This window comes from Actinosynnema sp. NPDC050801, assembly GCF_040673975.1.
Lineage (GTDB): Bacteria > Actinomycetota > Actinomycetes > Mycobacteriales > Pseudonocardiaceae > Actinosynnema.
The window spans coordinates 536,606-560,821 of the sequence record NZ_JBFAQZ010000001.1; the positions used below are offsets into that span (position 1 = coordinate 536,606).

General features: G+C 71.9%; 20 protein-coding genes and 1 tRNA gene. 16 read left to right on the plus strand and 5 right to left on the minus strand.

Annotation, left to right across the window (positions count from 1 at the left end):
* Positions 1 to 3: 3 nt before the first annotated feature.
* The 8 genes from AB0K14_RS02665 to AB0K14_RS02700 all read left to right on the plus strand — a co-directional run bounded on the left by AB0K14_RS02665 (position 4) and on the right by AB0K14_RS02700 (position 11,565).
* A complete protein-coding gene (locus tag AB0K14_RS02665; RefSeq protein ID WP_360454826.1) occupies positions 4 to 2,295 on the plus strand; it encodes a sodium-translocating pyrophosphatase in 2,292 nt (763 codons plus the stop codon).
* A 144-nt stretch (positions 2,296 to 2,439) separates the two neighbouring features.
* On the plus strand, positions 2,440 to 3,021 hold the full coding sequence (locus tag AB0K14_RS02670; RefSeq protein ID WP_360454829.1) for a hypothetical protein: 582 nt from the start codon (positions 2,440 to 2,442) through the stop codon (positions 3,019 to 3,021).
* Positions 3,022 to 3,061: 40 nt separating this feature from the next.
* Positions 3,062 to 3,667 carry a hypothetical protein gene (locus AB0K14_RS02675; protein WP_360454832.1) on the plus strand — a complete coding sequence of 202 codons (606 nt, stop codon included), beginning with the start codon at positions 3,062 to 3,064 and terminating at the stop codon, positions 3,665 to 3,667.
* Between the two features lie 92 nt (positions 3,668 to 3,759).
* Positions 3,760 to 4,737: a hypothetical protein gene (locus AB0K14_RS02680; RefSeq protein WP_360454835.1), complete on the plus strand. Its 978-nt coding sequence runs from the start codon at positions 3,760 to 3,762 to the stop codon at positions 4,735 to 4,737.
* A gap of 126 nt (positions 4,738 to 4,863) precedes the next feature.
* On the plus strand, positions 4,864 to 7,641 hold the full coding sequence (topA, locus tag AB0K14_RS02685) for a type I DNA topoisomerase (protein ID WP_360454838.1): 2,778 nt from the start codon (positions 4,864 to 4,866) through the stop codon (positions 7,639 to 7,641).
* Positions 7,642 to 7,654: 13 nt separating this feature from the next.
* The gene (locus tag AB0K14_RS02690) at positions 7,655 to 8,233 is read left to right on the plus strand and encodes a hypothetical protein (RefSeq protein ID WP_364337195.1); all 579 of its coding nucleotides are present in this window, start codon (positions 7,655 to 7,657) and stop codon (positions 8,231 to 8,233) included.
* 84 nt (positions 8,234 to 8,317) lie between these two features.
* Positions 8,318 to 10,345 (plus strand): dTMP kinase, encoded by a 2,028-nt coding sequence (locus tag AB0K14_RS02695; protein ID WP_360466162.1) that lies wholly within the window; start codon positions 8,318 to 8,320, stop codon positions 10,343 to 10,345.
* 20 nt (positions 10,346 to 10,365) lie between these two features.
* Positions 10,366 to 11,565 (plus strand): DNA polymerase III subunit delta', encoded by a 1,200-nt coding sequence (locus tag AB0K14_RS02700; protein ID WP_360466164.1) that lies wholly within the window; start codon positions 10,366 to 10,368, stop codon positions 11,563 to 11,565.
* Positions 11,566 to 11,575: 10 nt separating this feature from the next.
* Here AB0K14_RS02700 and AB0K14_RS02705 read toward each other — a convergent pair whose 3' ends face one another.
* Positions 11,576 to 13,177 (minus strand): hypothetical protein, encoded by a 1,602-nt coding sequence (locus AB0K14_RS02705; RefSeq protein WP_360466166.1) that lies wholly within the window; start codon positions 13,175 to 13,177, stop codon positions 11,576 to 11,578.
* Positions 13,178 to 13,299: 122 nt separating this feature from the next.
* On the opposite strand from AB0K14_RS02705, the gene AB0K14_RS02710 reads away from it, so the two are divergent.
* A tRNA-Thr gene (locus AB0K14_RS02710) sits at positions 13,300 to 13,373 on the plus strand.
* 168 nt (positions 13,374 to 13,541) lie between these two features.
* Positions 13,542 to 13,718: a hypothetical protein gene (locus AB0K14_RS02715; RefSeq protein WP_360466169.1), complete on the plus strand. Its 177-nt coding sequence runs from the start codon at positions 13,542 to 13,544 to the stop codon at positions 13,716 to 13,718.
* Here the strand turns inward: AB0K14_RS02715 and AB0K14_RS02720 are convergent.
* Positions 13,705 to 14,655, minus strand: coding sequence for a TIGR03617 family F420-dependent LLM class oxidoreductase (locus AB0K14_RS02720; RefSeq protein ID WP_360466172.1), 951 nt, complete (start codon positions 14,653 to 14,655; stop codon positions 13,705 to 13,707). The two genes, AB0K14_RS02715 and AB0K14_RS02720, sit on opposite strands and share 14 nt — an antisense overlap.
* A 149-nt stretch (positions 14,656 to 14,804) precedes the next feature.
* On the opposite strand from AB0K14_RS02720, the gene AB0K14_RS02725 reads away from it, so the two are divergent.
* The gene (locus AB0K14_RS02725; RefSeq protein ID WP_360466175.1) at positions 14,805 to 15,308 is read left to right on the plus strand and encodes a MarR family transcriptional regulator; all 504 of its coding nucleotides are present in this window, start codon (positions 14,805 to 14,807) and stop codon (positions 15,306 to 15,308) included.
* The gene (locus tag AB0K14_RS02730) at positions 15,308 to 16,981 is read left to right on the plus strand and encodes an MDR family MFS transporter (RefSeq protein WP_360466177.1); all 1,674 of its coding nucleotides are present in this window, start codon (positions 15,308 to 15,310) and stop codon (positions 16,979 to 16,981) included. Before AB0K14_RS02725 ends, AB0K14_RS02730 begins: the two co-directional genes overlap by 1 nt.
* Before the next feature lie 81 nt (positions 16,982 to 17,062).
* Here the strand turns inward: AB0K14_RS02730 and AB0K14_RS02735 are convergent, their stop codons facing one another.
* Positions 17,063 to 17,566 carry an inorganic diphosphatase gene (locus AB0K14_RS02735; protein WP_360466180.1) on the minus strand — a complete coding sequence of 168 codons (504 nt, stop codon included), beginning with the start codon at positions 17,564 to 17,566 and terminating at the stop codon, positions 17,063 to 17,065.
* A 38-nt stretch (positions 17,567 to 17,604) separates the two neighbouring features.
* A complete protein-coding gene (locus AB0K14_RS02740) occupies positions 17,605 to 17,865 on the minus strand; it encodes a hypothetical protein (protein ID WP_360466182.1) in 261 nt (86 codons plus the stop codon).
* Between the two features lie 82 nt (positions 17,866 to 17,947).
* On the opposite strand from AB0K14_RS02740, the gene dacB reads away from it, so the two are divergent.
* The 4 genes from dacB to hpt all read left to right on the plus strand — a co-directional run bounded on the left by dacB (position 17,948) and on the right by hpt (position 22,003).
* Entirely contained in the window at positions 17,948 to 19,297 is a 1,350-nt protein-coding gene (gene dacB / locus AB0K14_RS02745) for a D-alanyl-D-alanine carboxypeptidase/D-alanyl-D-alanine-endopeptidase (protein WP_360466185.1), read from the plus strand.
* Positions 19,298 to 19,498: 201 nt separating this feature from the next.
* On the plus strand, positions 19,499 to 20,512 hold the full coding sequence (locus tag AB0K14_RS02750) for a zinc-dependent metalloprotease (RefSeq protein ID WP_360466187.1): 1,014 nt from the start codon (positions 19,499 to 19,501) through the stop codon (positions 20,510 to 20,512).
* 10 nt (positions 20,513 to 20,522) lie between these two features.
* Complete coding sequence (gene tilS / locus AB0K14_RS02755) at positions 20,523 to 21,434, plus strand: tRNA lysidine(34) synthetase TilS (protein ID WP_360466190.1); 912 nt, start codon at positions 20,523 to 20,525, stop codon at positions 21,432 to 21,434.
* A gap of 17 nt (positions 21,435 to 21,451) precedes the next feature.
* Positions 21,452 to 22,003 (plus strand): hypoxanthine phosphoribosyltransferase, encoded by a 552-nt coding sequence (gene hpt / locus AB0K14_RS02760; RefSeq protein ID WP_360466193.1) that lies wholly within the window; start codon positions 21,452 to 21,454, stop codon positions 22,001 to 22,003.
* A 123-nt stretch (positions 22,004 to 22,126) separates the two neighbouring features.
* Here the strand turns inward: hpt and AB0K14_RS02765 are convergent, their stop codons facing one another.
* The gene (locus tag AB0K14_RS02765) at positions 22,127 to 23,827 is read right to left on the minus strand and encodes a substrate-binding and VWA domain-containing protein (protein WP_360454346.1); all 1,701 of its coding nucleotides are present in this window, start codon (positions 23,825 to 23,827) and stop codon (positions 22,127 to 22,129) included.
* Positions 23,828 to 24,216 lie beyond the last annotated feature (389 nt).

Here is a 24,216-nt window from a genome sequence, read left to right on the forward strand (position 1 = left end):
CGGATGTCCCGGCAATTCCTCGCGGAGGGCCTAGAGCTCTCCGGAGGTGATCGCGGCCTCGTCGCCGTGGTCGCCGTGGTCGCCCTGGCTGCCCTGGCCGTGGGCTACGTGCTGCTCCGGGAGGTACTGGCCGCGGGCCAGGGCACCTCCAAGATGCAGGACATCGCCAAGGCGGTCCAAGAGGGCGCAGCGGCCTACCTCAACCGGCAGTTCCGAACGCTCGGCATCTTCGTCGTCATCGTGTTCGTGCTGCTGTTCGCGCTTCCTGCCGAGGACATCGGCGAACGGATCGGCCGGTCGCTGTTCTTCCTCGTCGGCGCCGGCTTCTCCGCCGTCATCGGCTACCTCGGCATGTGGCTGTCGACCCGCGCGAACGTGCGCGTCGCCGCCGCGGCCAAGGAGACGGGCGGCCGGGAGAAGGCCATGCGGATCGCGTTCCGCACCGGCGGCGTGGTCGGCATGTTCACCGTCGGCCTCGGCCTGTTCGGCGCGGCCCTGGTCGTGTTCGTCTACGTGGGCCAGGCGCCGCGCGTGCTGGAGGGCTTCGGCTTCGGCGCCGCGCTGCTGGCCATGTTCATGCGGGTCGGCGGCGGCATCTTCACCAAGGCCGCCGACGTCGGCGCGGACCTCGTCGGCAAGGTCGAGCAGGGCATCCCCGAGGACGACCCGCGCAACGCCGCGACCATCGCCGACAACGTGGGCGACAACGTCGGCGACTGCGCCGGCATGGCGGCGGACCTGTTCGAGTCCTACGCCGTCACCCTGGTGGCGTCGCTGATCCTCGGCACCGCCGCGTTCGGCGCGAAGGGTCTGCTGTTCCCGCTGATCGTGCCCGCGATCGGCGTGCTCACCGCGGTCATCGGCGTCTACATCACCAGCGCGCGGACCGGTGAGAACGGCCTGACCGCGATCAACCGCTCGTTCTACATCTCGGCGGTCATCTCGGCGGTGCTGTGCACGGTCGCCGCGTTCCTGTACCTGCCCAGCTCGTTCGCGGGCCTCGCGGGCGTGGACGAGACGATCGCCCGCACCCCGGGCAACCCGGCCCTGATCGCCGCGGTCGCGGTGATCATCGGCATCGTGCTGGCGGGCGTCATCCTCTGGCTGACCGGCTACTACACCGGCACCGAGCACAAGCCGGTCAAGGAGGTGGGCCGCACGTCGCTCACCGGCGCGGCCACGGTCATCCTGTCCGGCATCTCGGTCGGCTTCGAGTCGGCGGTCTACACCGCGCTGGTCATCGGCGGCGCGGTCTACGGCGCGTTCCTGCTCTCCGGCTCGGTCGTCGTGGCGTTGTTCGCGGTCGCGCTGGCCGGTTGCGGCCTGCTGACCACGGTCGGCGTCATCGTGGCCATGGACACCTTCGGCCCGGTCTCCGACAACGCCCAGGGCATCGCGGAGATGTCCGGCGACGTGGACGGCGAGGGCGCGCAGATCCTCACCGAGCTCGACGCGGTGGGCAACACCACCAAGGCCATCACCAAGGGCATCGCGATCGCCACCGCCGTGCTGGCGGCGACCGCGCTGTTCGGCTCCTACAAGGACGCCATCGACAAGGCGCTGGACGCCGTGGGCAGCGAGTTCCGCGACGTCGACTTCGTCGCGTTCGCGCCGAACGTGCTGGTCGGCCTGATCATCGGCGCGGCCGTGGTGTTCATGTTCTCCGGTCTCGCGGTCAACGCGGTGACCCGCGCCGCGGGCGCGATCGTGTTCGAGGTGCGCCGCCAGTTCCGGGAGAACCCGGGCATCATGGACGGCACGGTCAAGCCCGAGTACGGCCGGGTCGTGGACATCTGCACCAGGGACTCGCTGCGCGAGCTGGCCACCCCCGGCCTGCTGGCGGTGCTGGCGCCGATCGCGGTCGGCTTCGGCCTCGGTGTCGGCCCGCTGGCCGGGTACCTGGCCGGTGCGATCGCGACCGGCACGCTGATGGCGGTGTTCCTGGCCAACTCCGGTGGCGCCTGGGACAACGCGAAGAAGCTGGTCGAGGACGGCAACCACGGCGGCAAGGGCTCCGAGGCCCACGCCGCGACCGTCATCGGCGACACGGTCGGCGACCCGTTCAAGGACACCGCCGGTCCGGCCATCAACCCGCTGATCAAGGTGATGAACCTGGTCTCGGTGCTGGTCGCGCCCGCGATCATCACGTTCTCGGTCGGCGCGGACGCGTCGGCGGGGATCCGGTACACGATCGCGATCGTGGCGACGCTGATCATCGTGGCGGCCGTGGTCGTGTCCAAGCGGCGCGGCACGGCCATCGCGGACACCCCGGCGGAGGCCACCACCTCCGCGTGACGTGCGGGTAGGGGCGGGGTGCCGGGATCCGGGGCACCCCGCCCTCGCACGTCCAGGGCAGGTCGGGTGGGCTCGCCCGGATGGGGGCACACTGTTGGGTGTCGCCCGGAGTCGAACCCACACAGAACGATGGGGAGCACCCTGATGAGACTTCTTCCGCTGGTCGCCGCGACCGCCGTGGTCGTGGCGCTCGTCGGGTGCGGGTCCGGGGGTGACACGACCGCGCCCACGTCGTCCACGTCACCCTCCGACGCCGCTGCGGTGGCGTACATGGACAAGGTGTGCACCGCGGCGGCGTCGTTCGCCACGGTGCAGAAGACGCCGCCGCAGCTGGACGCGAACGACCCGGCGAAGCTCAAGGCCGACATGGGCGCCTACATGGGCCAGATGGCCGACGCGTTCAGCCAGACCGCGGCCAGGCTGCGCGACGTCGGGCCGTCGCCGGTGGCGGGCGGCGACCAGCAGGTGGAGCAGATGGCGGCGACGTTCACCGACATCGCGAAGAACTTCACCGACGCCAAGGCGGCCATCGAGGCGGCGGACGCCAACGACCCCGTGGGCGGGCTCCAGGCCGCCGGTGAGGCCATCACACGTCTGGATGATTTCGTGGCGCCGCTGAAGCAGCTGGAGGCGTCACCGGAGCTGTCGTCGGCGGCCGAGAAGGCCGGTGCCTGCCAGGACCTGCGAACCCTGAGGCCGTCGGAGTCGGCGTCACCCACCTCGTAGTAGGTTGCGCCATCGACTGGTCATCTTCTTGGGGGTATTAGTGAAGCACCGTGTCGCGCTCGCCGGCGTGTTCGCCGCCGTCCTGGTCACCTCCGCGTGCGGTGGTGGCTCGTCGTCCTCGGGGTCGGGCTCGTCCACGGCCGCCGCGACCACCACCACGGCGGCCAACGCCGACCCGGTGAAGTGGACCGGCACGTTCTGCGACGGTCTCGGGCCCACGATCGAGGGCGTGATGAACCTGCTCAAGACGATGTTCGAGGGTGGCGCCGAGGACCCGGCCCTGCAGAAGACCGCGATGCTCGACTACACCTCCAACGCGGGCAAGGCGCTGACGGACTCCGGCGCGCAGCTGGAGGAGCTCGGCGCGCCCTCGCCGGAGACCCAGCAGCTGCACGACGAGCTGGTCAAGTTCTTCCAGGACTCCGGCGAGGAGCTGAAGAAGGTCAACACCGAGCTGGCCGCGCTCGACCCGAACGACCCGGAGTTCAGCACCAAGCTCGGCGAGCTGGGTGGCGACCAGGCCGACCCGTCGAAGCTCCAGGAGCAGATCAAGAAGCTCCAGGAGGACCCGAAGCTCGCCGAGGCGTTCAAGCAGGCCCCGCAGTGCGTCAAGATGGCGGACGCGCTGAAGTCGCTCGGCGGCTGACGCCCCGCTGGGACCGCTGAGACCGGTGGGGCACGTGGTTCAGCCCTTCGGAGACTGGCCGTGGTCGAACGTGTGTTCTACGCTGCGTTTCCGTGGGGCAACTGTCCTTCTACTCGGCCGAGGCGAGACAGCCTTGCGTCGGTGACCTGGCGGGCCTGCTGTGCGGACCCGGCCGGGCGCTGGGCTTCGCCCGGGGACGTGCGGCCCGGGTGTCGGTGGACCTCGACACCCGGGACCGAGCCGTCGCCGTGGTGGCGGCGCTGGCCGAGCGCGGGGTGCAGGCGCGGGTCGAGCTGATCCGCTCCCGGCCGGTGCGGGTCGAGGCGGCCGAGCCCGAAGCCGTCCCGGACGAGGACGCCGGTGACCGTGGGACGGGATCCGAGCCAGCCGGGCACGAGCCGAGCGCGGCCGACGAGCCCGCGGATGAGCTGCCGGACGACGAGCCGACGGACGAGCTGCCCGACCACGAGCCGATCGACGACGAGCTGATCGACCACGAGCCGGTGGACGACGAGCCGGACGGGTTCGCGCCGGTGGTGATCGGGTCGGGCCGCCGCGGTCCGGTCGAGTCGGAACCCGAGCCCGCCGCCGACCCCGAGGCGCCCGACTCCGACGAAACCGACTCCGGGATGACCGATCCCGAGGCGACCGATCCGGACCTGGCCGATCCGGACCTGGCCGAACCGGAGATCACGGAGTCTTGGCAGGTCACGACGCCGTTCCGGGCGGACCTGGCCGGGTTGGCCGGGCAGTGGTTCGACGGCGACCGCAAGGTCGTGCCCCCGGACTTCACCCTCGACGGCGGCGCGCTGCGGCTGTGGGCGCTCGCGTCCGGCAGGTGGGTGGAGTCCGGCTCCGGGTACCTGCTCGGCCTCGACCCGGACGCGCCCGACACCCACGAAACCCTCCGAAAAGCGTTGGCCACGTCGGGCCTCCCGGCGACACTCTTGGCGGGGAGAGCCGGGGGACCGGCGCTGCGTGTCGTCGGCCGACGGCGGCTCGAACGGCTCGCGGAGCTGGTCGGACGCGCGCCGAGGGGCGTCGCGGAGCGCACCTGGCCGGCCGCGTAGCGCGTCGGGTTGGCGGAGGATCCGGCGCAGTTGTGTCACCCTGTCCCGACCAGGGCTGCCCAGCGGCGACAAAGGACAGTGCACACTGGCGGGTCGGGACACAGTGTTCGAAGAGAGCGGGACGGCGTGGCTGGATCGACACGGGCGAGGAAGACAAACGGGGGATCAGCGAGCGGCAACCGGCGGTTGGTGATCGTCGAGTCGCCCGCGAAGGCGCGGAAGATCGCGTCGTACCTCGGCAACGACTTCGTCGTGGAGTCATCCAAGGGGCACATCCGGGACCTGCCCCGCGGCGCGGCCGACGTGCCCGCGAAGTACAAGGGCATGCCGTGGGCCCGGCTCGGTGTCGACGTCGACCACGGCTTCGAGCCGCTCTACGTCGTCACGCCGGACAAGCGCTCGACCGTCGCGGAGCTGAAAGAGCTGCTCAAGGACGTCGACGAGCTCTACCTCGCGACAGACGGCGACCGCGAGGGCGAGGCCATCGCCTGGCACCTGCTGGACACGCTGAAGCCGAAGGTCCCGGTCCGGCGGATGGTGTTCCACGAGATCACCGAGCCCGCGATCCTCGCCGCCGCCGCGAACCCGCGCGACCTGGACCAGGACCTGGTCGACGCGCAGGAGACCCGCCGCATCCTCGACCGCCTCTACGGCTACGAGGTCAGCCCGGTGCTGTGGAAGAAGGTCATGCCGAAGCTCTCGGCGGGCCGCGTGCAGTCCGTGGCGACCCGGATCGTGGTCGAGCGCGAGCGCGAGCGGATGAAGTTCGTCACGGCCTCGTACTGGGACGTCTCGGCGACCATGGACGCGGGCGCGGACGCCTCGCCCCGCACGTTCGGCGCCCGGCTGATCGCGGTCGACGGCACCCGCCTGGCCACGGGCCGCGACTTCGGCTCCGACGGCAGGCTCAAGGCCGCCCAGAAGGAGGGCGCGGCCGATGTCCGGGTGCTGGACGAGGCGCAGGCCAGGGCCATCGCCGAAGGCCTGGTCAACGCCGCCATGACGGTCTCCTCGGTGGAGGAGAAGCCGTACACGCGCAAGCCGTACGCGCCGTTCATGACCTCCACGTTGCAGCAGGAGGCGGGCCGCAAGCTGCGCTTCTCCGCGGACCGCACCATGCGCACCGCGCAGAAGCTGTACGAGAACGGCTACATCACCTACATGCGCACCGACAGCACGACGCTGTCGGAGACCGCGATCACGGCGGCCCGGGCGCAGGCCACCGAGCTGTACGGCTCGCAGTTCGTGGCCAAGGAGCCGCGCCAGTACACCCGCAAGGTCAAGAACGCGCAGGAGGCGCACGAGGCCATCCGCCCGGCCGGCGAGGTGTTCCGCACCCCCGGCGAGGTGGCCCGCGAGCTGGAGTCCGACGAGTTCAAGCTCTACGAGCTGATCTGGCAGCGCACGATCGCCTCCCAGATGGCGGACGCGCGCGGCAACACGACCAGCGTCCGCATCTCCGGCACCACGGCGGCGGGCGAGGCCGTCACCTTCGCCGCCTCCGGCCGCACGATCACCTTCGCGGGCTTCCTCAAGGCCTACGTGGAGACGGTCGACTCGGAGGCGGGCGGCGAGTCCGACGACGCCGAGTCGCGCCTGCCGCAGCTGGTCAAGGACCAGTCGGTGCTGGCGGCCGAGCTGTCCGCGGACGGCCACTCCACCAGCCCGCCGCCGCGCTTCACCGAGGCGAGCCTGATCAAGACGATGGAGGAGCTCGGCATCGGCCGCCCCTCCACCTACGCCTCGATCATCAGCACCGTCCAGGACCGCGGCTACGTGTGGAAGAAGGGCTCCGCCCTGGTTCCGTCGTGGGTGGCGTTCGCCGTGGTCGGGCTGTTGGAGCAGCACTTCGGCCGGCTGGTGGACTACGACTTCACCGCCGCCCTGGAGGACGAGCTCGACGGCATCGCCGCGGGTCGCCAGGAGCGCACCACCTGGCTGTCCGGGTTCTACTTCGGCGGCAACGTCGGCCCGGAGTCGTCGGTCGGCCGGTCCGGCGGCCTGAAGAAGCTGGTCGGCTCCAGCGTCGAGGCGATCGACGCCCGCGAGGTCAACTCGATCCCGCTGTTCTCCGACGACGAGGGCCGCACGGTCTACGTCCGCGTCGGCCGCTACGGGCCGTACCTGGAGCGCGAGGTCGAGGGGCCGGAGGGCGGCACCAGCGCGCAGCGGGCGAACCTGCCCGACGACCTGCCGCCGGACGAGCTGAACCGCGAGGTCGCGGAGAAGCTGTTCTCGACGCCGCAGGAGGGCCGCTCGCTGGGTACGGACCCGGTCACCGGGCACGAGATCGTGGCCAAGGAGGGCCGGTTCGGGCCGTACGTGACCGAGGTGCTCCCCGAGGCGCCCGAGGGCACGAAGAAGCCGCCGAAGCCGCGCACCGGGTCGCTGTTCAAGTCGATGGCGCTGGACTCGGTGACGCTGGACGACGCGCTGAAGCTGCTCTCGCTGCCGCGCGTGGTCGGCAAGGACCCGGAGACCGGCGCGGAGATCACCGCGCAGAACGGCCGGTACGGGCCGTACCTGAAGAAGGGCACCGACTCGCGGTCGCTGACCAGCGAGGACCAGCTCTTCTCGGTCACCCTCGACGAGGCGCTGAAGATCTACGCCGAGCCGAAGAAGCGGGGCCGGGCGGCCGCCGCGCCGCCGTTGAAGGAGCTGGGCGCGGACCCGGTCTCCGGCAAGCCGATGGTGGTCAAGGAGGGCCGGTTCGGCCCTTACGTGACCGACGGCGAGGTGAACGCCTCGCTCCGCAAGACCGACAGCGTGGAAGGCCTGTCCGACGAACGGGCGGCCGAGTTGCTGGCCGAGAAGCGGGCCAAGGGGCCGACGACGAAGAAGAAGGCCCCGGCGGCCAAGAAGGCGCCCGCGCGCAAGAAGGCTCCGGCGAAGACGAAGAGCTAGGGGAGGCGGGGCGGTGGACGGCTCAGACCCAGGTCGGCCCGGTACCGACCAGCCAGGGGCCGGCCTGCCCGGTGCCGCCCAGTCCGGGCCCGGCCAGTCCGGTGCGGGCCGGACCGGCGCCGGTCGCTCGGGTGCCGGTCGGTTCGGTGCCGGTTGGTTCGGTGCCGGTCGGTTCGGTTACGACGGCACGCAGCCGCCCCCGCCCCCGCCGCTGTTCCCGGACGCGCTCGCGGGGCTGGTGACGGGCGAGCGCTACGAGGCGAAGGCCGCGCCGCCGGTCGTGCCGCCGCCACCGATGCCCGTGCCGCAGCCAGGACCGGCCTACGTCCCGCCGACCCGCCGCGCGGCTGCTCGCGAGCAGCCGCGCGAGCCCGTGCGCGCTCCGGTGCAACACGTGTCCGGGATGCCCGCGGCACACGTGCCGCACGCGCAGCTGGCCAGTCACCAGCCTCAGCAGGACGCGGTGCGGCAGGGTCCGAAGAAGGGCAAAGGCGGGCTGATCGGGTGCCTGGTCGTGCTGGCCGCGCTCAGCGGGCTGCTGTTCAACGTGCTGCGTGAGATCATCGAAGCCGTGGTCGACCTGGTGCGATGATCTCGCTTCGGTCACCCGAACGGCGGATGTGGTCAAGCGGGTGAATCGGTCCGGCTACCCTTACGGCCTGCATCATCGGCGGGGGTGAGCACCATCCAAGACGGCGGCACAGCGGCCTCGACCAGCCACCGGATTCGCAGCGTGTTGGCGATCCGGCCGTTCCGCAGGCTCTGGGGTGTCACCTATCTGTGCAGCGTCGGTGACTGGCTGTCACTGCTGGCGCTGACCGGCCTGGTCACCAAGATGATGGACAGCTACCAGTGGCAGAGCTTCTCGCTCAGCCTGGTCGTGCTGACCCAGCTGCTGCCCGGCATCCTGTTCGCCCCGCTCGGCGGTGTGCTCGCGGACCGGTTCGACCGCCGCAAGATCATGGTGGTCTGCGACCTGCTGCGCGGTGGCCTGTTCATCTCTATCGCGCTGGTCGGCACGGCGTGGTGGCTGTTCATCGCGAACTTCCTGGTCGGCTGCTGCGCGATGCTGTGGATCCCGGCCAAGGACTCGGCCGTGCCGAACCTGCTGCGCCGCCCGGACCAGGTGGAGACGGCCAACCAGCTCGGTCTGGTGATGACCTACGGCATCTCGGTCATCTCCGGCGCGGGCCTGTACTCGATCATCTCCGGCATCCCCGGCTACCTCGGCCTGCAGAGCAACAACATCGAGTTCCGGATCGCGACCATCGCGGTCATGGTCAACGGCGCGCTGTACGTGACGTCGGCCATCATCGTGGCGACCCGCATCCCGGAGCTGTCCGGGCGGATCGCCGCGGTCAAGCGGACCCGGGAGAACGGCGAGGCGCCCGGCTTCTTCGCCATGCTGCGCGACGGCATGAAGTACGCCGCCCGCACACCGCTGGTCCGCGGCCTGGTCATCGGCATGATCGGCGCGTTCGCCGCGGCCGGCGCGGTGATCGGCACGGCCACCCCGTACTCGCAGTCGTTGCTGGGCGGCGACTCCACGTTCGGCCTGCTGTTCGTGGCGGTGTTCGCGGGCCTGGCGCTGGGCATGGCGACCGCGCCGCGGATGGCCCGGCGGCTGCCCTACGACCGGCTGTTCGGCGTGACGATCCTGGTCGCCGGCCTGAGCCTGCTGTTCGTGGCCTTCGCGCCGCACCTCTGGATCGCGCTGGTGGCGGTGGCGTTCGTGGGCGCGTCGGCCGGCATGGCGTTCCTCACCGGCCTGACCATCGTCGGCTCGCAGGTCGAGGACGCGATGCGCGGCCGGACCGTGGCGCTGCTCCAGTCGCTGCTCAAGGTGGTGCTGTTCGCCGCGTCGGCGGCCGCGCCGCTGCTGGTCACGCTGGTGCAGAAGCGGACGATCACGATCTTCGACCACCCCATGCAGGTGGACGGCACCCGGCCGGTGCTGTTCGGCGCGGGCGTGATCGCCGCGCTGCTCGGCCTGATCGCCTACCGGCAGATGGACAACCGGCGGTCCGAGCCGATCCTGTCCGACCTGCTCGCGGCATTGCGCGGCCGGGCGCGGCGGACGGGCGGCCTGCTGATCGCGGTCGAGGGCGACACCCGGCAGGACACGTCCGTGCAGGCCAGGAGGCTGGCCGAGGCGTTGCGCGAGACCGGGCGCGAGGTGGTGCTGGCCTCCGACCCCGACCTGGACGAGCAGCGGTTGCGCAACCTGCTGACCACCGCCGACCTGGCCGGTGTGCGGGCGCACGCCCTGGTGGCCGCCGCCGTGCGGGCCGACGTGGTGGAGCGCGAGGTGCGCCCGGCGCTGGACAACGGCGCGCTGGTCGTCATGGAGCGGTACGTCGACAGCCCGTTGGCGCACTTCAGCGCGGCGGGCAGCGTGGAGCCGCGCGAGGTGGAGGGCCTGGTCGACTGGGCCACCGGGCGGCTGCGGCCGGACGTGACGGTGCTGCTGGACCGGATGCCGTCCCAGGTGCGGGCCGCCGGCGGCACGCTGGACACCGTCGAGCACCACTGGCGGGTGCAGAAGTTGCTGACCGACATGGCCTCGGCCGACCCGGAGCGCTACGTCGTGGTCGACGCCGACGGGACCGAGGACGAGGTGGCCGAACGGGTGCGGACCTCGGTGCTGCCGCTGCTGGCCCGGCGGACCAGGATGCCGGTCGAGCCGGTGGCGGAAACGTCCTGACGGATCGGTACGGTCGGCTGGTGAACCGTGGTGTGTGGGGCGACGTCGTCGGTCAACCCGAGGCGGTCGCGGTGTTGTCGGCGGCGGCCGAGGCCGCCGCGTCGATCGTGGCGGGCGGGTCGCCCGCGCCGGGTGCGATGACCCACGCGTGGCTGTTCACCGGGCCGCCCGGGTCGGGGCGCTCGGTGGCGGCACGGGCGTTCGCCGCCGCGTTGCTGTGCACCACCGCGGACGACCGGCCGGGCTGTGGTTCGTGCGCCGGGTGCCACACGGCCCTGGCCGGCACGCACGCCGACGTGCGGGTGGTCGCGCCCGAGGGCCTGTCGATCTCGGTGGCCGAGATGCGGTCGCTGGTGCAGGTGTCGGCCCGGCGGCCGACGTCCGGGCGGTGGCAGGTGGTGATCATCGCCGACGCCGACCGGCTCACCGAGGGCGCGGCGAACGCGCTGCTCAAGGCCGTCGAGGAGCCTCCGGCGCGGACCGTGTTCCTGCTGTGCGCGCCGTCGGACCACCCCGAGGACGTGTCGGTGACCATCCGGTCGAGGTGCCGGATCGTGTCGCTGGCCACGCCGCGGGCCGCGGCGATCGCGTCGGCGCTGGAGGACGAGGGCGTGGCGCCGGAGGTGGCGTCGTGGGCGGCCTCGGTGTGCGGCGGGCACGTGGGCCGGGCGCGGCGGTTGGCGACCGACGAGCAGTCCCGGTCGCGGCGCGAGGCCGTGCTGCGGATCCCCGTGGCGTTGCGGCGGCCCGCGGACATCTTCACCTGCGCCGACCAGCTCGTCTCGGCCGCCGAGGGTGACGCGTTGACCGCGAACGAGGGCCGTGACGTGGCCGAGCGCGAGGCGTTGGAGACCGCCATGGGCGGTGGCGGCACGGGCAAGGGCACGGCCGCCGCGTCACGCGGCGCCAAGGGCGCGTTGAAGGACCTGGAGAAGCGGCAGAAGTCGCGGGCCACCCGGACCCAGCGCGACTCCCTGGACCAGGCGCTGGTCGACCTGGCCGCGTTCTACCGGGACGTGCTGGTGACGACGACCGGCGCGCGGGCCGTGCTCAACCACCCGGACCGGGCCGAGGACGCCCGTGCGGCGGCGTCGGAGTGGACGCCGGAGTCGACGTTGCGCAGGCTTGAGGCCGTGCTGAACTGCCGGACCGCGCTGGAGCTGAACGTGAAGCCGCGCATCGCCATCGAGGCCATGCTCACCACGCTCCAGCGGGGCTGACGGCCCGTGCTCAGGCCGCCGGCGGTGGCTCGGGCGATCGGGTCTTGACGCCGGCCGGGCGTGCCGTCGGACGGCGGCGGTTCGGCAGCGCGCCGACCACGACGGCGCCGATCAGCAGCAGGGCCGTCCCGGTCCAGAAGATCGGCACCGCCTTGTACGCGGCGTTGGTGTAGGCCAGCGGTTGGCCCTTCGGCGGTGCCGCCTGCCCGCCACCGCCCGGCGGCGCCTGCGTGGGAGCGCAGACCACGCCGCCGCTCGGCGCCGCCGCGCGCACGATCTGCTCACCCAGGGACACCTGTGCCAGCGCCGACGGCAGGTTCGGCAGACCGAGCGCGTCGGTCGGCAGCAGCTGGAGGTCGAGCAGGCGCGCGGTGGCGCCGAGCATGAAGCCCTTGATGGTGGGACCGTCCTGCTGGAGTGGTCCGTCGAGCACCATGTCCTTCTGGTTGAGCTGCGCGATCTGCAGCCGCAGCACGCCGATGTCGAGCTTGGGCAGCCCTTCGGCCAGGGCGCCGACGAGCGGCAGCTTCTGTCCGGGGGCGAGGCCGATCGGGACGTCCAGCCTGGGGTTGGCCGCGTCGAGCGTGCCGAGCTCCCGGCCGCCCTGGACGACCCGCAGCACCGGGGCGGTGTAGGTGATCTTCGACGTGGCCTGGTCGCCGGTGGACAGCGCGACGAGGGTCGGTTGGCCGACCACGTCGACGCGGATCTCGGCCGGCGTGCCGGCCAGCAGCCGCACGCTCGCCGCCTGGAGCGTGGACGTGGATCGGACGGCCTTGTTCGGGCTGCCGGGCAGGTCGACCAGCTCGACCGTGGAACGGGCGCTGAGCGTGTCCGGGAGGCTGAGCAGCGAGCCGTCCGCGCCGCTGTCGGGCGTGCCGGAGAGCAGGCCGCCGAGTTGGCTGAGCGGCGCGGTCAGCTGCTTGACCTGGTCGATCAGGGACTGCTTGGCGGTCGCGTCGAGCTTCGGCGCGTCACCGGCGAGCAGGTCGGTGAGGTCCGGCGTGCTGGGCAGGGTGGGGATCGCGTTGAGGACGCTGAGGGACGCGACGGAGGTCTCGGCGTCCGCGAGCGGTTGCACGCACGGGCCGAGGTCGTCGTCCCAGCGGGCGTGCACGCTGCCGTTGAGCAGGCCGACCTTGAGCAGCGCGTCCAGTGGCGTGGCGGGCGGCGTGAGGCCACCGGTGACGGGTCCGGCGTTGTCCGGCGAGGCGGTCTGCACCAGGGTGCCCGGTGTCTGCGGCGCCCGGCCCCGCACCGCGAAGCCCAGCGGCGACGCCTGCGCCACCGAGCGCTCGGAGGCGAGGTAGGACTCGGTGTTGGCCTGGGCGGAGGCCAGCCCGACGCCGATCTCGGCTGCCGGCTGCCGGGGCAGCTGCTCGCCGAAGCCGGGCAGGATCGTCTCGGTGGGCGTCGAGTCCGGCGCGAGCCTGACGACGGCCAACCCGGTTCCCGCGTCGCCGATCGCGTGCGCGGTGGGTGCCGGTCCGGCGGACACCGGCGGCTGGTTCGGGTCACGCGGGCCGGGCACGGGCGTCGTCGGCTGGGCGAGGGCGGGAGCGGCGCAGAGCGCGACCAGCACGGCGGCGGCGGGCACGGCCATCAAACGCATGTGGTCGAACCTCCAGGGCGGCGTCATCCTCGCGACGCGCGCGTGAGCAGCGTCACTCCTGCTCTAACGAGTCAACCCCGGCGCGGTGACGCTCATGGGTTGGGCTATAGTTGTCGCGTCTCGCCGCCTTAGCTCAGTCGGCCAGAGCGGCTCACTCGTAATGAGCAGGTCATCGGTTCGATTCCGATAGGCGGCTCGCGAGATCCGAAGGCCCCGGGTGTCCCACCCGGGGCCTTCGTCGTGCCCGGCCCCGTTCCGCTCGCCCACCGACTACGGGGCGAGTCGGTCGCACTGCTCCATCGGGGTGACCTTTTCACCATTGGCGTCAGGTGTGGGCGACGGTGTCGTTGCCACCGTGGAGGTGATGGCGATGCTCACGATGGTCGTGGTGACCGTGCTGGCGTTGCCGCTGGCCGTGCTCGCGGCGCGGGTGGGACGTCGGCGCTGGGTGCGGCGGCGGACCGTGGCGCGGGTCCGGGCCGAGTTGTTCCGGCACTGGGTCAGGGAAGACCCGAGCGGACGGCACCTCATCCGGTCCTGAGGACCGGTGCCGCGATCCTGGTGATCACGTCGCCGTAGCGGCGGGTCGCCTCGGCCTTCGCCTCCTCGGGCGTGCCCACGACCGCGAAGGCCTCCAGGACGTCGTCGGTGACGGCGGCGGCCATGTCGTCCCACCGCTGCCGCCGGGACAGGCGGTGCAGCTCTTCGTGCAGATCACCCCAGCCGTGCAGGTCGAGCACCTTGCGGTAGGCGGGCGTGGAGCCGTAGAACGCGATCTGCCGCCTGACCCCGGCCACGGCGGCCTCGTCGCAGGCCACCAGCGACGGTCCGCTGATCTCCAACCCGGCGAGGGTCCTGCCCGCCTTGGCCCGGCCCCGGGTCAGCGCGGGCAGCGTCACCTCGCGCAGGTACCGCTCGGTGGTGAAGGCGTGGCACAGGAACCCGTCCGCCACCTCGCCCGCGACCTCGGTCATCAGCTCGCCGACGCCCGCCAGCCACACCTTCGGCGGGCCGTGCGGGTTGGGGCCGGGGTCGAAGAACGGCGTCATCAGCGTGTGCGTGTAGAACTCGCCCCGGAACCTCAGCCGCTCCCCGGTGGCCCAGGCGTCCCAGATCGCGCGCAACGCCAGCACGAACTCGCGCATCCGCGCGGCGGGCCGTGACCACGGCATGCCGAACCGCTTGGTGACGTGCGGCTCCACCTGCGAGCCCAGCCCGAGGTTGAACCGGCCGCCGGACAGCAGCTGGAGGTCGTTGGCCTGCACCGCGGTGCTCATCGGGTTGCGCGCGAACGCCACCGCGATCGCCGTGCCCAGCTCGACCCGTGCCACCTGCCCCGCCACGCGGCCCAGCGCCAGGAACGGGTCGTGCCGCGTCTCGGCCACCCAGAACCCGTCGCACCCCTCGGCCTCGGCCGCCCGTGCCGCGTCGAGGACGGTCCGCGGGTCGTACTCGATCTCCAGCCGGTCCACCTTCATGGGGACGTTCTACTACCCCCGTGATCAGCGGCGACCGTGAGACCGGGGTCACCGGTATTTCGTTTGCCAACGCGCTCGACGAAGTCCATGCTTGTACTCAGCAACTAGTTGGTTGATGCAAGCAAACGGAGTGTGGGATGGCGACCCCGGTGAGTGACGGAGTGCGGGCCGACGAGCTCGCCATGGCCGACCGCCTCGGGATGGCGCTGGTCCGCATGAACAAGATGCACGCCTGCGTCGCCGCGCACATGAGCAAGTCGGGCCTGGACAAGGCCTCCTTCGTGCTGCTGGCCAACCTCAACCAGCTCGGCCCGTCGCGGGCGAGCGCGCTGGCCGAGGCGGTGTTCTCCGACCCGTCCACGGTCAGCCGCCAGGTGGCGACGCTGGTCAAGGACGGCCTGGTGGAACGCCGGGCCGACCCGGAGGACGGCCGGGCGAGCGTGCTGGCGGTGACCGGCGCCGGCGCTCGCCTGCTGGCCGAACGCCGGGCGCAGCGCAACGCGGCACTGGCCCGCTTGTTCGCGGACTGGCCCACGCAGGAGTGGGGCCAGTTCATCGAGTACTTCGAGCGCTTCGTGGGGGACTACGAGAAGGCGCTACCGGATTTCATCGCTGAGAGCGGACTGGGGCCGCGCTCAGAAGGGGAGAAGTGATGTCGGAAGCGACAACCCGAGCGGACGCGACGCCACCCGGCGCCGCCCTGCTCACCCACCGGCAGATCCTGACGATCCTGTCGGGCCTGCTGCTCGGGCTGTTCCTGGCCGCGCTCGACCAGATGATCGTGGCCACGGCCATGAAGACCATCGCGGACGAGCTGCACGGCCAGACGTTGCAAGCGTGGGCCACCACCGCGTACCTGATCACGGCGACGGTCTCCACGCCGCTGTACGGCAAGCTGTCCGACATCTACGGCCGCAAGCCGATGTACCTGACCGCGATCTCGCTGTTCCTCGCCGGCTCGCTGCTGTCCGGCATCGCGAACTCGATGTACGAGCTGGCCGCGTTCCGCGCGGTGCAGGGCCTGGGCGCCGGCGGTCTGATGTCGTTGGCCATGGCGATCCTGGCGGACATCACCTCGCCGCGTGAGCGCAGCCGCTACACCGGCTACTTCATGGCCGTGTTCGGCATCTCCAGCGTCGCGGGCCCGGTCGTCGGCGGCCTGTTCGCGGGCATGGAGTCGTTCCTGGGCACGGCCGGCTGGCGCTGGGTGTTCCTGATCAACGTGCCGATCGCCCTGATCGCGCTGGCCGTGGTGGCCAAGGTGCTCAACATCCCGCACCAGCGGGTGAACCACCGGATCGACTTCGTCGGCGCCGGTCTGCTGACCGTCGGCCTGGTGCCGCTGCTGATCGTGGCCGAGCAGGGCCGCGAGTGGGGCTGGGCGTCGGGCACCGCGATCGCCATGTACGTCGTCGGTGTGCTGGGCCTGATCGGGTTCGTGCTCACCGAACGGCGCATGGGCGACGAGGCGCTGCTGCCGCTGCGGCTGTTCAAGCGGCAGACGTTCTCGCTGGGCAACGGGATCAACTTCGTGCTGGGCATCGGGATGTTCGGCGCCATGGTGTCGCTGCCGCTGTACCTGCAGATCGTCAAGGGCTACTCGGCCACCGAGTCGGGCCTGATGATGCTGCCGCTGACGCTGGGCATCATGACGGCGGCGGGCACGAGCGGCAACATCACCGCGAAGACCGGCCGCTACAAGGTGTTCCCGGTGATCGGGTTCGGGCTGATGACGGTCTCGCTGTTCCTGTTCAGCTTCGTCGGCACGGACACGCCGAGCTACCAGCCGCTGGTGCTGATGTTCTTCACCGGCGCGGGCCTCGGCCTGTGCATGCAGACGTTGCTGGTGGCCATCCAGAACGACGCCGAGCCGCGCGACATGGGCGTGGCGACCTCGTCGGCCACGTTCTTCCGCCAGATCGGCGGCACGGTCGGTACCGCGGTGTTCCTGTCGATCCTGTTCAGCACGGTCGGCGACAAGATCGGCAACGCGCTGCGCACGGCCTCGGGCACGCCCGACTTCCAGGCCGCGCTGGCCCGACCGGAGAACCGCGAGTTCGCCGCCGGGCTGCAGGGCGGCGGCGGCTTCGACCTGGACAACACCGAGTTCCTGACCAAGCTCGACCCGGTGCTGGCCCGGCCGTTCCTGGACGGCTTCTCCGAGTCGATCGACCTGGTGTTCCTGGTCGGCAGCGTGGTGACGCTCATCGGTTTCGCGATGATCTGGTTCCTGCGCGAGGTGCCGCTGTCCAACCGGTCCGGCCTGGAGCGGGTGCAGGACGCGAACGCGGAGGACGAGAAGCCCGCCCCGATCGCGACGCACTGACCCGGTAGGACCGGGACCGCACAGCGGAAGAGGCCCGCCCCCCGATCCGGGGGGCGGGCCTCTTGTCGGCTCAGGTTCGGCTCAGTGCTCTTCGCCGCGCGCCACGGCGTCCTTCAGGCGCTGGTACGAGCGGACGATCTCGGCCTCGGCCTCGGTGCGGCCGACCCACGTCGCGCCCTCGACGCTCTTGCCCGGCTCCAGGTCCTTGTAGACCTCGAAGAAGTGCTGGATCTCCAGCCGGTAGAACTCGTTGAGGTGGTGGATGTCGCGCAGGTGCTCCGAGCGCGGGTCCTCCGCCGGGACGCAGAGCAGCTTGTCGTCGCCGCCCTTCTCGTCGGTCATGCGGAACATGCCGATCGCGCGCGACTTGATCAGGCAGCCGGGGAACGTCGGCTCCTGGACGATCACGAGCGCGTCGAGCGGGTCGCCGTCCTCGCCCAGCGTGTTGTCGACGAACCCGTAGTCCGCCGGGTACTGAGTGGCCGTGAACAGGGTCCGGTCCAGCCGGATGCGCCCCGTCTTGTGGTCCATCTCGTACTTGTTGCGGACCCCCTTGGGGATCTCGATGGTGACGTCGAACTCCACTGCGCGGTCCTCGCTCGTCTTCGCCGTTCGTTACGCCACTAGTGTGGACTACGACGTCTCGTCAACCCCTTGCCGAGGGTGTGACGTTGCCCGTACTCGACCGCGGAGGACTGCGTGCCCGACGAGCCATCGTGGCCGACCGTTGACGGTGACGAGGTCGACCGCGAGCCGCCGACGGTGCAGGTCAGGCGGCCTGACCCGCCCACCATGCGGATCACCGCGCCGGTGCGCGCCGAGCCCGTCAGGGTGCCGCCGAAGCCCGCCTCGCCGCCCGCCGCGGCGCCGCCGACCGAGATCAAGTCGGAACCTGAACCGGTCCCTGAACCGATCACGGAAAGTGAGGCGCCGGCGGCCCCGGCGCGTCGCCGGAAGCGTCCGTTCGTGCTCGCCGCGGTGGCCCTGGTGGTGATCGCCCTCGCGGGCACGGCGGTGACCGGCACCCGGATGGGGTGGTTCGACACCACCCCGGCGCCGACGACGGCCGCGCCGCTGCCCCCTGCGCCGGTGTCGTTGGCGATGAAGGGGGTCGGTGCGGGCGGCACCCCGGCCACGGCCGCGGGCGTGCGCGCGGTGCTGGCCGGTCCGGCGGCGAACGGGATGCTGGACCCCGTGTCGGGCGTGGTGGTGGACCCGGTCACCGGGACGGTGCTGTGGAACCAGGGCGAGGCGACGCCGTCGACGCCCGCGTCCACGATCAAGATCCTCACCGCCGCGGCGGCGCTGCTGAGCCTCGACCACACGTCCCAGCTGTCGACCAAGGTCGTGCGGGGCGCGCAGCCGGGGTCGGTCGTGCTGGTCGGCGGGGGCGACCCGACGCTGTCGTCCCTGCCCGCCGGGCGGCCGACGGTGTACCCGGGCGCGGCGACGATCGACGACCTGGCCGCGCAGGTGCGTGCCTCCGGCGGCCCGGTGACGCAGGTGCAGTACGACGTGTCCCGGTACGCGGGACCGGGGACCGCGCCCGGTTGGCACCCCGACGACGTGCCGGGCGGGTACGTCGCGCCGATCGAGCCGGTGATGCTGGACGGCGGGCGTGAGGACCCGACGAAGGACGAGGTGCGGCGCACGTCGACCCCCGCGGCGCTGGCGGCGCAGGCGTTGGCGCAGCGGTTGGGCGTGCCGGCGGTGGCGGCGGGCGTGGCGCCGTCGGGCGCGGAGGTGCTCGGCGAGGTGAAGTCCGTGCCGGTGGACCGGCTGGTCGAGAACCTGATGCAGATCTCGGACAACGTGCTGGCCGAGACGATGGCGCGGGAGGTGGCCAAGGCGCGCGGGGCGGAGCCGTCGTTCGCGGGCGCGGCCAAGGCCGTGCGGGACGTGCTGACCGAGAACGGGTTCGACCTGTCGGCGGTCACGATGGTGGACGGCAGCGGGTTGTCGCCCAACGACAAGGTGCCCGCGAAGCTGCTGGCCGACGTGCTCGCGGCGGCGGCCAAGCCGGACGCCTCCGATGCCAGGACGGCCAAGCTGCGCCCGTTGCTGACGGCCCTGCCGGTGGCGGGCGGCAGCGGCACGCTGGCCAACCGCTACGAGGAGTGGGGTGCCGGCGGGCGTGGCTGGGTGCGGGCCAAGACCGGGACGTTGACCAGCGTGAACTCGCTCGCGGGCGTGGTGGTGGACGCCGAGGGGCGGCTGCTGGTGTTCGCGTTCATCTCGTTGAGCGGCGACGAAACCCCGAAGGTGCGGGGCGCGCTGGACGAGATGGCCGCCGCCCTGCGCGGCTGCGGCTGCTGACCTGTCCCGAGCGTTGAACTCGGGGTACCTGAACGTAGGACACGCCTGTCCTGAACGTAGGACACGCGGGACGCGAACGTAGGACACGCGCGCGTGTCCTACGTTCGGAACGCGCGAGTCGAACGTTCAGGTCGGGTGAGTCGTACGTTCAGGACGTGGGAGTTCTACGTTCGGGCCGGTTGCGCAGGTAGCGTCAGGAGGGTGAACCCGGCGACGCAGGACCGCAGTGCCCCGGTCGATTGGGCCCTGGCCGTCACCACGGCGACCAGGCTCGTCCGCCCCGGCCCGGTCGTGCCCAGAGCCGAGGCCGACGTCGCCGTGCACCGCCTGCGCGAACTCGCCGTGGACGCCGAGGTGCACGTCCGCGACCTCACCGGCCTCGGTCACGGGCTGCCGCTCAAGCAGGGCGAGGTGGTCGACCGGCCGGCGTGGGTGCGCGCCGCCGTGCAAGGGCTGGCCGCGCTCACCGACGGCGCCCTGCCGAAGCAGTCCGGCGCGCTCAGCGGCGTCCTCGCGGGCACGGCGGGCGTCCAGGCGGGTGTCGTCATCGCGTTCCTCAGCGGCCGGGTGCTCGGCCAGTACGACCCGTTCTCCGAAGGCGGCCGGTTGCTGCTGGTCGCGCCGAACATCGTCGGCGCCCAACGCGCCCTCGACGTCTCCGGCGAGGACTTCAGCATGTGGGTGTGCCTGCACGAGGGCACCCACCGCCTGCAGTTCACCGCCGTGCCGTGGCTCGCCGACCACTTCGCGGGCCTGGTCGGCACCCTGCTCGGCAGCATGGACGAGAGCTCCGCGCCACGCCTGCGCGACCTGCCGAAGCGGCTGCGCGAGGCGGGCGGCCTGGTGGAACTGCTCCAGAGCCCCGCCCAGCGCGAGGTGCTCGACCGGCTCATCGCCCTGTCGACGCTGCTGGAGGGCCACGCCGACCACGTGATGGACGCCGTCGGCCCGGACGTCGTGCCGTCGGTCCGCACGATCCGCGAGCGCTTCACCGCCCGGCGCCAGGGCGGTGGCGTGCTGGACCGGGTGCTGCGCACCCTCCTCGGCGTCGAGGCGAAGGTCCGCCAGTACGCCGAGGGCGCGGCGTTCACCGGGCACGTGGTCGACGCGGTCGGCATGGACCGCTTCAACACCATCTGGACCAGCCCGGACACCCTGCCCACGCGCGCGGAGATCACCGACCCGGCGGGGTGGCTGCGTCGCGTCCAGCCGTGAGCGACCGACCGTGAACGGACCCCTCGCCGAAGTGCGCACGGCCGTCAAGCGCTTCCTGCACGAGCACCGACCCGAACAGGTGACCGTCGCGGTGAGCGGCGGCGCGGACTCGCTCGCCCTGGCCGCCGTCACGGCCGGGCTCACCGAGGCCGAGGCGGTCGTCGTGGATCACGGCCTCCAAGCCGACTCCGCCGACGTCGCCGAACGGGCCGCGCGCACCTGCCGCGAGCTGGGCCTGACCGCCGAGGTGCGCCGCGTCGTCGTCACCGGACCGGGTGGTCCTGAGGCGGCCGCCCGCCGGGCCAGGTACGCGGCGCTGAGACCGGAGCGCGGCCTGGTGCTGCTCGGTCACACCAGGGACGACCAGGCGGAGACGGTGCTGCTCGGCCTCGGCCGCGGCTCCGGCCCGCGCAGCATCGCCGGGATGCGCCCGCACGACCCGCCGTGGGGCCGTCCGCTGCTGCGCGTCTCCCGGGCCGTGACGAACGCCGCCTGCGACGAACTCGGCCTCACGCCGTGGAGCGACCCGCACAACGAGGACCCGCGCTACACCAGGGTCCGCCTGCGCCGCGAAGTCCTCCCGCTGCTGGAGGAGGTCCTCCAGGGCGGGGTGGCCGACGCCCTCGCCCGCACGGCGGCCCACCTGCGCGAGGACAACGACGCGCTGGACGAGCTCGCCGAGGCGTTCGACGGCGACTGCCGCTCGGTCGACGACGTGGCACGCCTGCCGACCGCGCTGCGCCGCCGCGTCCTGCGCCGCTGGCTGCTGGCCGAGGACGTGCCCGAGTTGTCCGACTCGCACCTGCGCCGGGTCGACGCACTGGTGAGCGAGTGGCGCGGACAGGGCGGCGTGTGGCTGCCCGGCGGCTTTGTGGCACGGCGCGCGCATGGCAGGCTGCGAGTGGAACCAGTGCAGTCATGACAAAAGGGGAACCGTCCGTGTACGACGGCGACATCAGTTCCGTGCTCATCAGCGAGCAGGAGATCAGCGACAAGGTCACCGAGCTGGCCAACAAGGTCGCGGCTGACTACCCGGCCGACGGCGCGAACGACCTGGTGCTGATCACCGTGCTCAAGGGCGCGGTGATGTTCATGACCGACCTGGCCAGGGCGCTGCCGGTGCCGGTGCAGCTGGAGTTCATGGCGGTGAGCTCCTACGGCTCGTCGACCTCGTCCTCCGGCGTGGTGCGCATCCTCAAGGACCTCGACCGGGACATCGCCGACCGCGACGTGATCATCGTCGAGGACATCATCGACTCGGGCCTGACGCTGTCGTGGCTGCTCAAGAACCTGGCGTCGCGCAAGCCGCGGTCGCTGGAGGTGTGCACGCTGCTGCGCAAGCCGGACGCGGTGAAGGTCGAGGTGCCGGTCAAGTACGTCGGTTTCGAGATCCCGAACGAGTTCGTCGTCGGCTACGGCCTGGACTACGCCGAGCGCTACCGCGACCTGCCCTACATCGGCACCCTGGACCCGAAGGTGTATTCGAGCTGAGCCGCGAGGCCGCGTCGGCCTGTCGCGTCGCCTTTCCCGCCGATCACGCTCTTCGATCGGCGGGAAAGGCGACGCGATGGGCCGACTTCCAGGCGGCCGAGCCGCCGTCTGCGGAGCAGCGGCCTAACAGTTCGGCCGGCAGCGCCGTTGGGAGATGCCGTCCAGGAGGACGCCGCGGATGTCCTCCGGCTCCATGGCCTGGTAGGCCTTGCCGCCGGTGGCGTCGGCGATCTGGCGCAACGCGTTCATGTCGGCGTCGGCGCCCAGGCCCACCATGATCATCGGCACCGGGCGGGCCGGGTCGGCCTCCTGCTTCAAGGTGGCCAGCAGGCCGGGCAGGTCGATGCTGGAGATGTCGTCGTTGCTGCCGTCGGTGATCAGCGTGACCGAGTTGATCTTCGACGGGTCGTAGGTCTGCTGCACGTGCCGGAACGCGGCCAGCGCGGTCTCGTGCAACGACGTGCCGCCGCCGACCAGGGCGGGCAGGTTCCCCGCGCCCTTCTGCAGCTGCACCCGCCGCGGCGCGCCGCCGATCGGCTCGCCCAGCGGCCCGACCGGCACGAGCTCGATCCAGTCGTTCGGCGGCTTCTTGTTCGTCGAGAACGCCCAGAGGCCGATCTCCGAGGTGTCGGGCAGCATGCCCAACGCGGTCAGCGCCGCCTCCCGGGCCGCCTCGATCCTGGTCTGGCCGTTGCTCATCTTCTCGGCCATCGAACCGGACACGTCCAGCACGGCCAGCAGCCTGGTGTCCAGGCTCACCGCGCCCCACGTGCGCAGCAGCTCGGAGACCTGGTCCGGGTCCGGCGTCTTCAGCACGGCCACGTCGTCGCCGCGCACGCCGTGCTCCTCGTTCGTCCACCCGCCGGGCGCGCTGCCGTCGGCCGTGCGGAAGCCCGCCTCGGTGAACCGCTGGGCGGTCCGGCCGGTGCGCAACGCCTTCTCGAAGTCGACCGCGGCCTGCGCGGTGCCCGCCTGCTCACCCGACCGGCTCACCCGCACCAGCGGGTAGTCGAACGAGACCGTGCCCTCCTTCGGGTAGGACGCGACCACGCGGCGCGCCCCGGCCGCCCGGTTGGCGGCCAGCACGGACTGCTCCGAAGCGGTGAACACCGGCGCGTTCTCCGCGCCCTGCACGGCCTTGCCGAACGCGTCGCGCACGGACGGCAGCGCGTTGCGGCCCACCCGCAGCAGCGCGCCGATCAGCTCCGGCTTCGGCGTGCCGTCCGGGTTGCCCAGCTGCGCGCGGATGACCGCCAGCGTGGCCAGGCCCTCGGTGGACGTGGTCGGGTCGCTCAGCGTCACCGGCACCGTGGGGTCGACGACCTTCGCCCAGGTCACGGGCGAGATCGGCCAGCCGAGCGCGGTCATCGCCTGCTCCGAGCCCGCGATCACCAGCGGCGAGCTCGCCAGCGGGTCGAGGATGTCCAGCCGCGGCGCCTCGGCGCCCTCGTCACCGGCCTGCCGCTGGGTCTCGGCCGCCCACATGGACGAGTCCGGCACCCACAGCGCGGGCGGGTTGATCTGCGCGGTCGGCAGCTCGTTGGCCACGTCGGCCGCACCGCGCGCCTCCACCTGCACCTGCACGCACTTGCCGTCCACCATGGGTTGGGTGGTCTGGTAGTCGTCGGCGGCGCCGCGGACGACCTCCTCGATCGCCGGGGTGACCGCGATCTTGAGCGGGAGGGTGCCCCTGCACTCGGGGCCGCTGGTGGCTCGCAGCGCCACCACGGTGACGCCCGCGGCGGCGATGACGCCGACCAGCGCGCCGACGGGCAGGAGGACGCGGCGGAAGCGACCGGGCTTGTCCGGGTTGCGAGCTGACATGCTTCGTACCTTCGGTCGGTGTTCACCCTTTCGGGTGGGCGAAGAACACTCGGTGGTCGGCCGAGGATGACACGGCTCACTCACATGACAAACTCTCGTGTTCTACATCACTCGAATGGTCCTCACATCGTCGCTACCTGCTAGTAACGGACCACCCCATGTAAGTGTTACGGGGTTGAGCCCCACCTGGTTCATGATCGAGTCATCCGACCGGATGAACCGCGCTGACCTGGGATCCGTGTTCGCGGTCACCACGGGAACCCCGGGCGCCCCTCGCCCGTTGGTCGGGCAAGACGCGACAGGGCCCGCACGCGGAGCGCTTCGCCCGAGCCATGGGCGGTAGTCTGGTCGGACGGGTGTGCCCGTCTGCGCCCGTCGACAAGTCAGGG